Origin of the sequence: Flavobacterium sp. SLB02 (genome assembly GCF_009664855.1) — a bacterium.
Classification (GTDB): Bacteria; Bacteroidota; Bacteroidia; order Flavobacteriales; family Flavobacteriaceae; genus Flavobacterium.
In genome coordinates this window covers 6,090,180-6,104,310 of record NZ_CP045928.1, presented here as the reverse complement: position 1 = coordinate 6,104,310, position 14,131 = coordinate 6,090,180, and the positions used below count along the sequence as shown (strand labels likewise).

Below are 14,131 nucleotides of genomic sequence, written 5' to 3'. Positions count from 1 at the left end.
CCTAGTGAAGTTTTATGGTTTTTATTTCATGAATATAAAACGATTACACTTTTAGAAAATAATATAAAATACGAACCCTTGATTAATGCCAGATTAGCTAAAGTATCTGGATGCGATAAAATAAAAAACAAAATATGATAGCAGTAATTTTTGAAGTAATCCCTAACGAAGGAAAAAAAGAAGAATATCTGAACATCGCCGCAAGTCTGCGACCAGAATTAGACTATATCGACGGATTTATTTCGATAGAACGTTTTCAGAGTTTTAGCGATCCTGAGAAAGTTCTATCCTTATCTTTTTGGAAAGATGAAGAAAGCATCCAGCAATGGCGAAATCTCGAAATGCACCGTCACGCACAGGCAAAAGGCCGAAATGAAGTTTTTAAAGACTACCATTTAAGAATTGCCACAGTTGTTCGCGATTACGGAATGTTTGAGAGGAAAGAAACGCCTGAGGATAGTTCTGAGTTTCATTCTTAAAATAAGGTTCAAAGGCGCAGAGGTTCAAAGGGGCAAAGGTTTTTTTAGATAAAGTAACCGCATGTTTGTCATCCTGAGGAACGAAGGATCACACCAGAAACTCGACAAAGATTATCAACTTTCTTTACGGAATTACTCATGTGATCCTTCGTCCCTCAGGATGACTAGATTGTGTGAAATCTAAAATTCTACCAATCCAACAACCCAACAATCCAAAGATCTAATAATCTAAAATTCTAAGAAGTCCAAATTTTGCTTACTTTTGCAGTATGGAAGAGAATTTAAAACGTCTGAATAAATTTATTGGTGAAACAGGATATTGTTCCCGCCGTGAAGCTGATAAACTTATTGAAGAAGGACGCGTAACAATAAATGGTGTTGTACCTGAAATGGGAACGAAAGTTTCGCAAAATGACGAAGTGCGTATTGACGGAAAACTGATTATTGAGAAACACGAAAAATTGGTTTACCTGGCTTTCAACAAACCGGTTGGAATTGAATGCACCACGAATCTTGAAGTTCGAAATAATATTGTGGATTATATTAATTATCCAAAACGCATTTTCCCAATTGGACGATTGGACAAAGCCAGTGAAGGATTAATTTTTATGACGAATGACGGCGATATTGTAAACAAAATTTTACGCGCCAGAAACAACCACGAAAAAGAATATACCGTAACGGTAAACAAACCTATTACAGAACGTTTTATACAACGTATGGGAAATGGTATCCCGATTCTGGATACTGTAACCAAAAAATGTAAAGTAGAGCAGATTAGTCAATTTACTTTTAAAATCATTTTAACGCAGGGTTTAAACCGCCAAATTCGTAGAATGACCGAATATCTGGGTTATGACGTAACGGCGCTTAAACGTATCAGAATTATCAATATTTCGCTTGATGTTCCGGTGGGACGTTATCGTGATTTGACTGATGATGAAATTAAAGAATTAAATCATTTAATTGAACCGTCAAGCAAAACCGAAGAAGCAAGTTTACCAAAACCTGAAGCTCCAAGACGACGAACTGATTTTTTATCAAAAGATGATGTTCCTAAGCGACGAACAGATTTTATATCAAAGGATGATCCCAGATTTAAGAAAAAAGGAGATTATTAAATTGATCTTATAAAAAAAGACCCTTTCGTTGCTGCGGAAGGGTCTTTTTTTTTATAACGCTTTTCTAATTTATTTTATCAAAACCATCTTCTTCTTTTGAATAGATAAACACCAAAAATAGATAAGATTACCGATACTAAAAGTAATATCCAGATTCCGTATTTACTTTCTTCTAAACCGTTTGGCACGTTCATTCCGTATAAACTGGCAATTAAAGTGGGGATCATTAAAATAATAGAAATTGAAGTCATTTGCTTCATAATATTATTCATATTGTTCGAAATCACCGAAGCATAAGCATCCATCATTCCGGTTAAGATATTGCTGTAGATATTTGCAGTGTCTTGCGCCTGACTTAATTCGATATCAACATCTTCCAATAAATCCTGATCAAAATGTTCTCTTTGGGCTTTTAGATTTTTAATTCGGTGAAACAAAACATCATTTCCTTTTAAGGAAGTAATAAAGAATACCAGACATTTTTCTATTTGCAAAAGTGCTTGTAATTCTTCGTTCTTGATTGATTTCTCTAAATTATCTTCGGCCAGTTTGATCTTTTGATTAATTTGTTTCAGATATTTTAAGTACCAAACACTTGAGGATAATAACAATCGTAAAACGAGATCAAAATTATCTCTTATGTGTATATTTTTTCGATTGGTATATTGTACAAAATCAGAAATGATTTCGGTTTCGTAAAAACTGATGGTAACACAAATATCTTCTTTAAAAATTAATCCTAACGGGATAGTTTGAAAAGGCAGTTTAACATCATTACTTTTTACAGGGATACGCATGATAAACAAAGTCCAGCCGTCTTCAGATTCCATACGAGGTCTTTCGTCGATATCTTCAATATCATTATAAAAGGCTTCAGGAACTTGCAGTTCTTCCAGTAAGTATTTTTTTTCTGTTTCTGAAGGAGACTCAATGTTAATCCAGCAGTTTGGAGTCCATTCTTTTGTCTCGGTTAATCCGTTGTTGTTTTTGTAAAAGGCTTTCATTTCAAAATTGCAGGGTTTTATCATAGCATTTTGAAATAATTCAAAAGCTATTTTAATTTAATACTAACGAATAATAATCGTCCATTGGAGAAGTTTTTTTTAAGTGGTGCAAAAGTATCCTTTATTTTTAAAACCCAAAAGTTTAAAAGTATAATTAAATACTAAAAAACCACCTTGAGCATTTTACTAAAGGTGGTTTGAGGAAAAAATTACTTTTTATTATTCAAAAACTCATAGTACAACGCTTTTGATAAAAATATCTTGTTTTGATATTCATCAATCTCTTCTTCTTTTCTAATTTCAATTAATTTTCCATCTAAGTGAAGTTTTGAAAAATACGCTCTTCGGGCTTCGTCATTAAAATTCAAACCGCTCAAAAATAGTGGTTCGACACATTTGTTTACTGCAATATTGTAAGTCGTAATCAGATTTCCCCAATTTACAAAACTGCACAACAAAACCGTTCCGTAAAAATACCATACCATTTGGTTGGCCAGATAAGCGTTTGTTTTTTGTTTTGTTATTTTTAGAAAAACAAAAACTAAACCTATGATAGCCAAAGTCAAAAAAGCATAAACTCCCAATCGTTTATAAGTTAATCCGAAAACTGAAATGTATTCTGAGTTTTTAATAATGGTACTTACTATTAAAAGTCCGTTTAAGACAATCCAAATTTTAGCCAGTTTTTTGAGATTAGCTGCTTGTTTATCAAAATTGAATCCGCCTTTAAAATAGAACATAATAACACCAACAGCCATAACAATTGAGAAAATTACCGAATTGACTCTTTCGTGTGTATCTGCGCTCAGGTTTGATTTTTCTATCACTTCAAAAAACTGTTCGTAATTGTAGGTTACAATAAATACTAAAAGCATAATATTTAGCAACAGTAAAGTGATTTCACCGCTTTTTCTCTCGAAGTCAATATCTAAAAATGAAAATGTATTTTGGTTTTTAATTTCGGCTATGTTATTAAAATCATTGTCTAATAATTCATTTTTTTCATAACAAATTTCGGGTACCCAATAATTCCAGAAACCGAATGAAATATAAAACCCTAATATTCCAATTAAGATTACTTCTACAATATCGATATCTAAAGTATAATCTGTAAGTAGAGAAGAGAAATGAGTACTTCCAAAAGAATAGGCTGTAAAAAATACTATTATAAAAATTGTTGGAATAACGAAATAAGCGATCAGCTTCTTGGCAAAGTTGTTATGAATTTTTCTTTCCGGAAGCCATTGGCTGAACATAAAAATACGACCTATCGACGCGAATGCATTTAAAAATACCAATGGAAATACCTGTATGATTTTAAGTTTTGATTCCTGGGTTTTAAACTGCAAAAAGAGAATGGAGATTGCCAAAGCCAAAAAAGAAACAAAATCTCCGTACCAGGCAAAAGCCAGACAAGATAAAACCGAAGTAACAACCAAGATTAAATGTGATCTGTCTGTAAAGCGATCCTGAAAGAAATAACAGATTGAACCGGTTAAGAATAGTCCAAAAATAGCGAGGTTTACTCCTATTGACTCGTTGTAAAAAAGCAGTGTAAATAGTATACTGCAAGCTAGAATGATTTGATGTTTTTTCATTGTTTTAAATTTTAAAAGTACTTTGTATTTCAAAGTATTTAGGTAAAAAAATATAGTTATTACGATTTCATTAATTTTTCAAGGTAAGAAAGGTGTTCCTTAAAGGCCGCACGTCCTCTGGGAGTCACCTGGTAAGAGGTTTTAGGTTTTTTACCCACAAACTCTTTTTTGACTTCGATATATTCTGATTTTTCGAGCGCTGAGGAATGACTGGCCAGATTACCATCTGTAATGTTCAGAAGGTTCTTCATCTCGGTAAAATCAACCCATTCATTGACCATCAGGATGGACATAATACCCAATCTGACACGGCTTTCAAAATCTTTATTTAGTTTATCAATGATTCCCATTGCTTGGATTTATTTGTATTTTTTGAACATTATTAATCCGTAAAAGATATGCAAAATACCAAAACCGATGATCCAAAAAACTAAACCATATCCGATATAAAAAAGAGAAACAAATCCTAAAAATAATTCACAGAATCCTAAGTACTTAACATCAGAAAATGTATATTTTTCTGCATTTACAAGTGCTAAGCCGTAGAAAATTAAAGTAGCCGGAGCGACTAATCCATAAATTTCGTGGTATAAAAGTGCCAGACAAAATATACCTCCGGCCAAAAGAGGAACGGCTAAATTGAATAACATATTTTTTGTTGCCGATGTCCAGATTGGTAAATCGTATTTTCTGCTTTTTCTGATTGTAAAAAATATACCAAAAGCAAAAGCACAAACTAAAATTGCAACGCCAATCCAGAATAATTCTGAAACTAAGTTACTAGTCAACAATATATGTTGATCAGTAAAATATTCTATCCCGTTTACTTTGAATAGCTGATACACGTACAATCCGCCAATTAAAGCCGATAGGCCCGCAAATACTCCTGAGAGTCCACTTAGGGATATAAATCTTGAAGAGCGCTCCATCATGGAACGAATGTGTGCTAAATCTTCTTGATGCTTCTGATTCATAAATAAAGTACTTTGTACTGCAAAGTTATATTTTATTTTCAATTAGCAAATAGAAAATTGATTTTTTTGTTGTGATTTTTTTTCGATGCGCCTAAATCGCTTTACAACCGGTAACTCCTAGCGGAGTTTATTCTGGAAATTAAATATTGTATATTTTAATATGTCACCCCGATGGGGCTCTACAAAACATAAATCATATATTTCTATAAATATATCGTCCCTCTGGGACTGCCGCATCACGCAACGTTGCGTGAGGGATATGGTCGGGCCCAAAGTATATAAAACAGCAAAGCCTACTCGATTGAATAGGCTTTGTTTATTATTTGATGTGAAAAATTACTTTTTCGCGCTTCTCATTTTTCTGGCTAAAAGGGTATTTTTAAGCAGCATTGCAATTGTCATTGGCCCTACTCCACCAGGGACTGGCGTGATAAATGATGATTTTTTGCTTACTTCGTCAAAATCAACGTCGCCTTTGATTACATAACCTTTTGGGTTTGATGCATCGTCTACACGAGTAATTCCAACATCTATAATTACAACTCCGTCTTTAACCATGTCTGCTTTTAAGAATTCAGGAACTCCTAAAGCGGTGATAATAATATCAGCATTTTTAGTGAATTCGGCTAAATTTTTAGTGCGGCTGTGGGTTAAAGTTACTGTTGAATCTCCAGGATTTCCTTTACGGCTCATTAAAATACTCATTGGTCGGCCTACAATGTGGCTTCTACCAATAACAACGGTATGTTTTCCGGCAGTTTCTACGTTGTAACGCTCTAGTAACTGCATTATACCGAATGGCGTTGCAGGAATAAAGCTTTCCATCTCTAAAGCCATTCTCCCGAAGTTTGTTGGGTGAAAACCATCAACGTCTTTATCCGGATCGATTGCCAATAAGATTTTTTGCTCGTCGATATGTTTTGGTAACGGTAACTGAACGATGAAACCATCAAGATCGTCATCTTCGTTAAGTTCTTTGATTTTTGCCAGTAAAGCTTCTTCGGTAATATCTTCGGGTAAACTTACTAAAGTTGAATCGAAGCCAATTTGCTGGCAAGATTTTACTTTACTTCCTACGTAAGTTAAACTTGCCCCGTTTGTACCAACGATTACGGCTGCCAAATGAGGTACTTTTCCTCCGGCATCTTTTATCGATTGAACTTCGGCTGCAATTTCGTTTTTAATGTCTTCAGCTGTTTTTTTACCGTCTAGTAGTTGCATTTCTTTTGAGTTAAATGTTTTGAGTTAAAAGTGAGAAGTTAACTGCTTCTCTATTATTAATATAGTTAAAAAATTTAAGGTCTAAAATTCCAAGCAACTTGAAACTTTAAACCTTAAACAAATTTTTCTTTATCTCGGCATTCCGCCTGGCATTCCTTTCATGCCTCCCATCATTTTCATCAGGTTTTTTCCGCCCGGACCTTGCATCATCTTCATCATTTTGCTCATTTGGTCGAATTGCTTCATTAACTGATTTACTTGCTCGACTTTGGTTCCGGAACCTTTAGCGATTCTGGCTTTCCTTTTTACGTCGATTATGGCAGGTTTGCTTCTTTCGATTGGCGTCATCGAGTGAATGATTGCTTCTATATGTTTAAATGCATCATCTTCTATCTCTACATCTTTCATGGCTTTTGAAGCTCCCGGAATCATTCCAACCAGATCTTTCATATTACCCATTTTCTTTACTTGTTGAATCTGCGTTAAGAAATCATCAAAACCGAATTCGTTTTTAGCGATTTTCTTTTGAAGTTTTCTGGCTTCTTCTTCGTCAAATTGTTCCTGCGCTCTTTCTACAAGTGACACAACGTCTCCCATACCTAAGATACGCTCGGCCATACGATCCGGATAGAAAACATCAATTGCTTCCATCTTCTCGCCTGTACCTACAAATTTGATTGGCTTGTTGACAACCGATTTAATCGAAATTGCAGCTCCACCACGGGTATCTCCATCTAATTTGGTTAAGATAACTCCGTCGAAGTTCAGGATATCATTGAAGGCTTTTGCTGTATTTACAGCATCTTGTCCTGTCATTGCATCTACAACAAACAAAGTTTCCTGTGGCTGAATTGCTTTGTGAACACGTGCAATTTCATCCATCATCTCCTGATCTACTGCCAAACGACCAGCGGTATCGACAATAACAACATTAAAACCGTTTGCTTTTGCATGTTTGATTGCGTTTTGAGCAATCTCTACAGGATTTTTGTTTTCTGGTTCTGAGTAAACCTCAACACCTATTTGATCCCCAACAACATGTAACTGGTTGATCGCCGCAGGACGGTAGATATCACAAGCTACAAGAAGTGGTTTCTTGTTTTTCTTAGTTTTTAAAAAGTTGGCAAGTTTACCAGAGAAAGTCGTTTTACCAGAACCCTGAAGTCCTGACATCAAAATAACGCTTGGTGTTCCCGAAAGATTGATTCCAGCAACATCGCCACCCATTAATTCGGTTAGTTCGTCTTTTACTAACTTCACCAATAATTGTCCTGGCTGAAGTGTTGTTAAAACGTCCTGACCTATTGCTTTTTCTTTTACTTTGGCAGTAAAATCTTTAGCAATTTTAAAGTTAACATCGGCATCAAGTAAGGCACGACGAACTTCTTTTAAGGTTTCGGCAACGTTTACTTCTGTAATTTTACCGTGCCCTTTTAATATATGGAAGGCTTTATCTAACTTATCACTTAAATTATCAAACATAATTTTTTCTTTATTTGAAGTGCAAAGATAATCTAATTAGGTATTTCAGGCAATTTTTATTTATATGTAGTTTTTTGCCACTAAGGCGCTAAGACACAAAGTTTTTTTTACCAAGAACGTTGAGTTTTTTTTGCTCGCAAAGTCGCGAAGACGCAAAGTTTTTATTGTTTCATGCAGATTAAAAAAGATTTTAGCTGATTTTCAAAACCCACTTAATTTATGGCTTTAAATATAAAAGGCGCAAAAGAAAAACCTTTGCGCCTTTGTAACTTTGTCCCTTTGAACCTTTTTTTTTAAAACTGAAAGTAGATAAATGGCTGCGAACCTGCAACGGCTGTAGCGTACACTATCCAGTAAACAAAGCCCAGGATAATTGCTTTTCCTATTAAAGGGGTTTTATCGAAAACAAATTTCATTTTTGATGTGATCACTTCTGGTAGGAAATGCCAAACATATCCAAAAAGCATTAATCCGAATACATTTTTATATCCTAATATAATGGCTTGCCAATGTTCTGGTTCGAATGTTAACTGACCAATATTGTTGATGACCTGCAAAGCTGTTTCGAAATCTCTGGCGCGGAAAAAGATCCAACAGAAAACTACAAAATGGAAGGTGATTACAATTGAGAAAAACGTCCATAAGAAATTGGAACTTTTGCCTTCTTTTTTGGAAGGAAAAAATTCCATGAAGATTTTATGCACTGCTAACGCTAGTCCGTGTAGTGCTCCCCAAACAATAAATTGTGCTCCTGCTCCATGCCATAATCCTCCTAAAAGCATTGTGGTAAACAAATTGAAATTGGTTACCAATGTCTGGTGTTTTTTCTTGGAAAGTAAAAATGTCAGAGAGAATAATACAATTGCCCCAATTGCTATACCTAACGGAATAAAACTCTCGTTTATATTTGACATTCCCCAAAGCAATAATCCGAAAAAGAACAAACTTGGGAATAAAAAGCCGGCGAATGTTCCTTCTCTATTTCCTCCTATAGAAATATACAAGAAATCTTTTAGCCAGGTGGATAATGAAATGTGCCATCTTCTCCAGAAATCAGTAATGGATGTTGACTTATATGGCGTTCTAAAGTTGGCCGGTAATTTGAATCCTAACAATAAAGCAATTCCAATTGCCATATCTGAATATCCTGAAAAGTCGCAATAAATTTGAATCGCATAACCATACGATGCCATTAAATTTTCGAACGACGTATAATTCATTGGCGTGTCGAAAACACGGTCCACAAAGTTTATTGAGATGTAATTTGAGATTACCGTTTTCTTGATTAACCCACCAATAATTAAAAACAAAGCATTGTTTACATCTTGCTTGGTCAGATTTAGCTTTTGATAAATCTGTGGCAAGAAATCTTTTGCCCTAACAATTGGTCCGGCAACTAACTGCGGGAAAAACGAAACGAAAAATAAATACTCAATATAGTTTTTTGTTGGCTTGATTTCTTCACGATAAATCTCGATAATATAACTCATCGACTGAAACGTATAGAAAGAAATTCCGACTGGCAGAAAAATATCATGAAGCTTATAATTACCATGAAACATATCATTGAATGTTACAATCATGAAGTTCATGTATTTAAAATAGCCCAATAACCCTAAATTCAGGATTACACTTATAACCAGATAAATTTTCTTTCGGCTGTCTTTTGCTTCTCTATAGATAATTTGGCTTAAGCCGTAATCTACAACCGAGGAAAGCAATAAGAGCAAAAAGTAAATTCCGCTTGACTTATAATAAAAGAAAAGCGAGAAAAGAATCACGTATGTTAATCTCAAATAAAATGTCTTGCGTAAAAAAGCATACACAAAATAAAACACGAGAAACAATCCTAAGAATAAACCGGTATTAAATAATAGTTTTTCTTCGGGATTGTATATGAACCAACTTTTAGCCTGTTCTAAAGTAACTGCACCGAAATTTTGAACAAACCAATTATTTATGTTATCTATTGTAATCAACTTACTTTTTTAATTTAAAATTATCGTATGCTTTTAAAAACGCCTCTGTAAACAAGTCTCCTTGTTTTTCGTATCCTTTTTTAGAATAATGAACCCAATCGGGCCCTATTAATCCTTGAGATTTTAATTGCTGAATTCCATGCATTCCACCAAATTCATCATATAAATCCCAAACAGCTACATTGTCCGTTTCGGTCATTTGAATTATACCTCTCGCATAATCGAATATGTAAGTATTAGTTCTTCTTCCTTTAAGCAAAGAAGGTGCTGGCGTACTAATAATTATCGGCACATTTATATTCTGCTCTCTCACTTTCTTAATAAAGAGACGAATCTGTTCAATATAAGCTGAAGCTTCCATGTGATCATAACTTTCATTTGTTCCAAAGGAAAGAACCAACATATCAGGATGCAAAGCTTTTAGTTGTTCAAAAAATAATGGATACTTATTATAATCCGAAAATTTTGCTCCGTTTACCCCAATACCACTGTACATGATTCCAGGCGCATCTTTTTCCAGAACAATTCCGTTAAGCGCGTATTTATCAGCATTTTTATTCGGAATCAGAAAGATTTTATCCAATGCTTTATCCGAGTGATAAGAATGAGAAAAAGAATCAGATTCGAGATCTAATGAAACAAATGCTGAACTGGTAATATTTTTAGGCTTTGTTTCATTTGTTAAAATCCTCAGCGTTCTGCCCGCACGGATGTTATTTGACTTCAGATGATTCTCTCGTTTAATTTCAGCAATCGAGATGTTATACTTATCAGCAATTGTCGAGATCGCTTCGCCTTTTTTAATTTTATGAGTAATTACTTTTCGCTCTGTTGACTGAATTGTTTTGGTCTGGGATGATGTAGCCAAATCAAACATATTTTCATTTTTGGGCGTAATGATATGAATAGTATTAAACTTAAAATTTGCCTCTTTGATATGCAATTCGATTGCAAAACCACCATTATCTCTCCATAATGCTATCCCGCTCAAACCAACAGGAACATTTTTAAAAGGATGAATGTTTCGATAACTTTCCAATGCTCTGTTCGAATAAAAACGCTCGTTATAAGAACCATTTGTTTTTGCCAGTTGATAAGGAAAAACCAATCCTCTGCCGGCATTACCAAACTTTCGCTGAAGATTAAGCCTGATTTCATTGGTCATTAAATCACTCTGAATATGAGAATCGCCAATATGTACAATACTTATTTTTTGATTATTATGATCCTCGTTTTCTTTTAATTTCTCAAAAAAACGCTTTAAGACTTTTGCATTATAGATTCCATCCTCTGAAAAAGAATCAACTGTTGCTGTATCGACTTTATGAATCATGTTTTTTGTTATTGGTATTGGATCTGGCTTTTGCATTTTATCGTTTGTTGCGAAAAAAAGGCAACAAAAGAAAATCATTAATCTAGTCATTTACGCTATCATTTTTTACAGAAACGGAATCTGTATTTGTTTTCCTGACGGCTTTCCGCTTATTAACGTCAGTTTCTCTATTTTCTCGCAATGCTTTATATTGCTCGTAACCTTTATTTAATTGATCGTATAATAATTTACCTATAGCTTTTGCTCCTCTTTGATTAAAGTGTGTATAATCTTTATTGGCTTTTGCCGGAGATTCATCTACCCATTTTACCATAGATCCGTCGCCTCCCATTAAAGTATACAGATTCACAAATCCTGATTCGGTTTCGAGTGCATATCTTTTTTGAGCTTTCATTAAAGGCACAACGGCAGAATCTGTTTTCATTTCCATATCATATTTTGTAGACTTATCAGCTGTTGAAATAATCAAAATAGAAACTCCCGGAAAAGATTCTTTTATTTTATTCACCGCTTTTGTCATTCCTCTTTGATACCAGGAATAATTCTTGGTTCCGTAGTTTAAAACGTTGGTTCCGTAATGTAAAATAACCAAATCGTATTTTAAGCTATTATTGAATCCCTGCATTACATTGGCATTAAACATCGATATTGGTAATCCTGAATTTCCTCTTTGCGAGAAATTATCAACGTGAACTCCAATCCCATTATCAAAATTAAAGCCATAAATAGGAATTGAATCAGCATGGATGAAATTAGCTTTGAATGCCTTGATACTTCCCGAGCTTACTTTTAAGGTATTGATCAAATTGTTTGGGACAAGAGTTTTTCGTAAAGTATCTTTTCCGATAATAAAATTTACACTTCCTTTTTTAGACGATCTTCCATAATACAAAGTAGGATTATCTAAAGTTGTCGCGTATTTATTAAGACCTGCCTCGTATTGAACCCAGGTGGTATTTACTTTGTCATTTGCAAAAAACACATGACCGTTTACTCCAAAAGGACTAATTGGATTTTTAATATTTAAATACGAGAGTGTTTTCCAATTTTTAGAATACGAAGATTTTACAGATCCTCTTGAAGCTGCAGATTCTGAAGTTATCGAAACAAATCCAACACCATTACCTCCAAAACGTTCCTGATAATTAGATCGAACATCCTGCACGATCAAATCGCCATCTGTCATGGAATCTCCATAATAAGCAATCCTAACTTTGGCCTGCGGATTCTTTTCGAGTTGATATAATTTTTCATAAAAAGAAATCAGGTATTGATATCCTTTATAATTATCAAAAGTTTCAGATGGAAATTCGATTCCCTCAGCAGCGTCAAAAGTAATTTTTTCTCCTGCTTCCTTCTTTTCACTTTCAGAAATACTGTCGCCTTTTAGCGCCAAAGAGTCGTTCGCTACTGATTCTAAAAGCAAGCTATCTATAAGCACATTTTTAGAATCTACCTTACTATCTGGAAAGATTTTATCAGGTAAGATTTGTTTAAATCCAATGAAAGCTATGAATGCCAATGCTACAATTGCAAAAGACTGAAAAAAATAAGATTTTGTGTTCACTAGTAATTATAAATTTGAAGAAAGGATATGTTAAAATTTTTATTCAAAATTCCTATTAATTCCTTATAAAAAAGTATCTGCAAAGATAGAATTAAACATTAATTTATGAATTATTTTTAGCATTAAAATAAAAACAAAAAAAGAGGCTAGATTTATCTAACCTCTTTATCAAAAAAAAAATAAAAAAAACAAAGCTAATGATTCACTAATTTTAATGCTTTGGCATTTGTTAGTTAGGGTAAAACAATCTTTAATTTTTTTAGATTTATAAATCAATTATTTTAAGATCGCATACTCTAAAGTAACATAACCTCTTTCTCCAGCATCATTTGTCATGGTAAGGAATTTAACTTTATAGTAGTTTCCTGCTGCATCTTTTACTACATAAAAACGATCTGTTCTGATACTTGGTAATGAACCATTTTGTCCTCCACCATTTCTCCAGTTAGCACCAATCATTCTTTGATCAGTAAGAGAAGCTTTAAAACTATCCTCAACCACTTTTGCTTTAGTAAAATCTGCATAAGATCCTCCTGCAGAAACTAAAACCTGATACACTTGTGTTCCACCTTTTGAATTTGAAGTAATAAAATCAGAGTAACCATATGTAACATCCCCATTACCCATATTTAAGTAATTTGTAAACACAGTAAAGTTAAGGTCCCATTTTACTTTTGCTGGTTCAACTGAAACAGTATTTCCTGAAGTCAAACTAAAAAATGAAAAATTAAAATCGGCATCTTTTGCAACTATCTTTTCTGTAAAAGTTTTAGAATCTAAATCTGCATATTGAATTTTATATCCATTTCCACTTCTTAAAATTCTAACTTTTTTCCATCCTCTAGCAGCTCCGTCAACTTCTACACCACCTACAGCTGGTTTTGCACTACTAACAGCAAATCCTAAGTTTACTAAATATACTTTGTTTTCAGCATCTGTTACAGAAATTTCAGCAATTGCCGTTCCAACTCCTGCTCCAGCTCCTGCCAAAACACCTGTAGGATTGTCAACATATCCATTTGATGCTGCAGTTTCACCACCACCTGCTACAACTTTTATATCAATTACTTGTGGCAAAGTAATATCAGATGTTTCTAATTTCTTCACTGCCATCTTTACAGATCCATTGATGATTACTCTAAAATCTGTTGAGTTTGAGAAACCAAAATCCCAAGTAGCTCTATTAACTGATTTTGACTCTCCGGCACTTAAATCTAAATAAAGTTGATTAGGTTGGTTTGGACCTCCTACTGATGCTGATAAAGTTGCACCTACTGAAGGAACTTCAGGTTTTGGAGTATTGTCGTCATCACTTGAGCATGATGCTAGTGATAATAAGGCTATTGATAAGAATAATAGTTTTTTCATTGTAT

The 14,131-nt window shown here is 34.0% G+C and carries 12 protein-coding genes; 2 read left to right on the top strand and 10 right to left on the bottom strand.

The annotated features are described in order from the left end of the window. Positions 1 to 134: 134 nt before the first annotated feature. The gene (locus tag GIY83_RS23570) at positions 135 to 479 is read left to right on the top strand and encodes an antibiotic biosynthesis monooxygenase (RefSeq protein WP_208683786.1); all 345 of its coding nucleotides are present in this window, start codon (positions 135 to 137) and stop codon (positions 477 to 479) included. A gap of 269 nt (positions 480 to 748) precedes the next feature. Then, entirely contained in the window at positions 749 to 1,600 is an 852-nt protein-coding gene (rluF, locus tag GIY83_RS23565) for a 23S rRNA pseudouridine(2604) synthase RluF (protein ID WP_208683784.1), read from the top strand. 77 nt (positions 1,601 to 1,677) lie between these two features. On the opposite strand, the gene GIY83_RS23560 is transcribed toward rluF, so the two are convergent. The 10 genes from GIY83_RS23560 to GIY83_RS23515 all read right to left on the bottom strand — a co-directional run bounded on the left by GIY83_RS23560 (position 1,678) and on the right by GIY83_RS23515 (position 14,126). Then, entirely contained in the window at positions 1,678 to 2,628 is a 951-nt protein-coding gene (locus GIY83_RS23560; RefSeq protein WP_229029164.1) for a magnesium transporter CorA family protein, read from the bottom strand. Positions 2,629 to 2,813: 185 nt separating this feature from the next. Continuing rightward, the gene (locus GIY83_RS23555) at positions 2,814 to 4,202 is read right to left on the bottom strand and encodes a DUF4173 domain-containing protein (RefSeq protein WP_208683782.1); all 1,389 of its coding nucleotides are present in this window, start codon (positions 4,200 to 4,202) and stop codon (positions 2,814 to 2,816) included. A 59-nt stretch (positions 4,203 to 4,261) separates the two neighbouring features. Then, positions 4,262 to 4,552, bottom strand: coding sequence for a transcriptional regulator (locus tag GIY83_RS23550; RefSeq protein WP_065450961.1), 291 nt, complete (start codon positions 4,550 to 4,552; stop codon positions 4,262 to 4,264). 9 nt (positions 4,553 to 4,561) lie between these two features. Continuing rightward, positions 4,562 to 5,176: a hypothetical protein gene (locus GIY83_RS23545; protein WP_208683780.1), complete on the bottom strand. Its 615-nt coding sequence runs from the start codon at positions 5,174 to 5,176 to the stop codon at positions 4,562 to 4,564. 336 nt (positions 5,177 to 5,512) lie between these two features. After that, complete coding sequence (locus tag GIY83_RS23540; protein ID WP_208683778.1) at positions 5,513 to 6,397, bottom strand: bifunctional 5,10-methylenetetrahydrofolate dehydrogenase/5,10-methenyltetrahydrofolate cyclohydrolase; 885 nt, start codon at positions 6,395 to 6,397, stop codon at positions 5,513 to 5,515. A 129-nt stretch (positions 6,398 to 6,526) separates the two neighbouring features. Next, positions 6,527 to 7,879, bottom strand: a complete 1,353-nt coding sequence (gene ffh, locus GIY83_RS23535) for a signal recognition particle protein (RefSeq protein WP_083694162.1) — start codon at positions 7,877 to 7,879, stop codon at positions 6,527 to 6,529. Between the two features lie 293 nt (positions 7,880 to 8,172). Further along, positions 8,173 to 9,858 carry an MBOAT family protein gene (locus tag GIY83_RS23530; RefSeq protein WP_208683776.1) on the bottom strand — a complete coding sequence of 562 codons (1,686 nt, stop codon included), beginning with the start codon at positions 9,856 to 9,858 and terminating at the stop codon, positions 8,173 to 8,175. 1 nt (position 9,859) lies between these two features. After that, positions 9,860 to 11,227 (bottom strand): GDSL-type esterase/lipase family protein, encoded by a 1,368-nt coding sequence (locus GIY83_RS23525; protein WP_229029163.1) that lies wholly within the window; start codon positions 11,225 to 11,227, stop codon positions 9,860 to 9,862. A gap of 46 nt (positions 11,228 to 11,273) precedes the next feature. Further along, positions 11,274 to 12,758, bottom strand: coding sequence for an SGNH/GDSL hydrolase family protein (locus GIY83_RS23520; RefSeq protein ID WP_208683772.1), 1,485 nt, complete (start codon positions 12,756 to 12,758; stop codon positions 11,274 to 11,276). Between the two features lie 276 nt (positions 12,759 to 13,034). Further along, positions 13,035 to 14,126, bottom strand: a complete 1,092-nt coding sequence (locus GIY83_RS23515) for an HmuY family protein (protein ID WP_208683770.1) — start codon at positions 14,124 to 14,126, stop codon at positions 13,035 to 13,037. Positions 14,127 to 14,131: the final 5 nt, after the last annotated feature.

What these genes read in the sequence shown, in the direction of transcription:
- GIY83_RS23515 (WP_208683770.1), bottom strand. Translation starts at nt 14,126, where the DNA reads ATGAAAAAACTATTATTCTTATCAATAGCCTTATTATCACTAGCATCA.
- ffh (WP_083694162.1), bottom strand. Translation starts at nt 7,879, where the DNA reads ATGTTTGATAATTTAAGTGATAAGTTAGATAAAGCCTTCCATATATTA.
- GIY83_RS23555 (WP_208683782.1), bottom strand. Translation starts at nt 4,202, where the DNA reads ATGAAAAAACATCAAATCATTCTAGCTTGCAGTATACTATTTACACTG.
- GIY83_RS23570 (WP_208683786.1), top strand. Translation starts at nt 135, where the DNA reads ATGATAGCAGTAATTTTTGAAGTAATCCCTAACGAAGGAAAAAAAGAA.
- GIY83_RS23540 (WP_208683778.1), bottom strand. Translation starts at nt 6,397, where the DNA reads ATGCAACTACTAGACGGTAAAAAAACAGCTGAAGACATTAAAAACGAA.
- GIY83_RS23550 (WP_065450961.1), bottom strand. Translation starts at nt 4,552, where the DNA reads ATGGGAATCATTGATAAACTAAATAAAGATTTTGAAAGCCGTGTCAGA.
- GIY83_RS23560 (WP_229029164.1), bottom strand. Translation starts at nt 2,628, where the DNA reads ATGATAAAACCCTGCAATTTTGAAATGAAAGCCTTTTACAAAAACAAC.
- rluF (WP_208683784.1), top strand. Translation starts at nt 749, where the DNA reads ATGGAAGAGAATTTAAAACGTCTGAATAAATTTATTGGTGAAACAGGA.
- GIY83_RS23525 (WP_229029163.1), bottom strand. Translation starts at nt 11,227, where the DNA reads ATGCAAAAGCCAGATCCAATACCAATAACAAAAAACATGATTCATAAA.
- GIY83_RS23545 (WP_208683780.1), bottom strand. Translation starts at nt 5,176, where the DNA reads ATGAATCAGAAGCATCAAGAAGATTTAGCACACATTCGTTCCATGATG.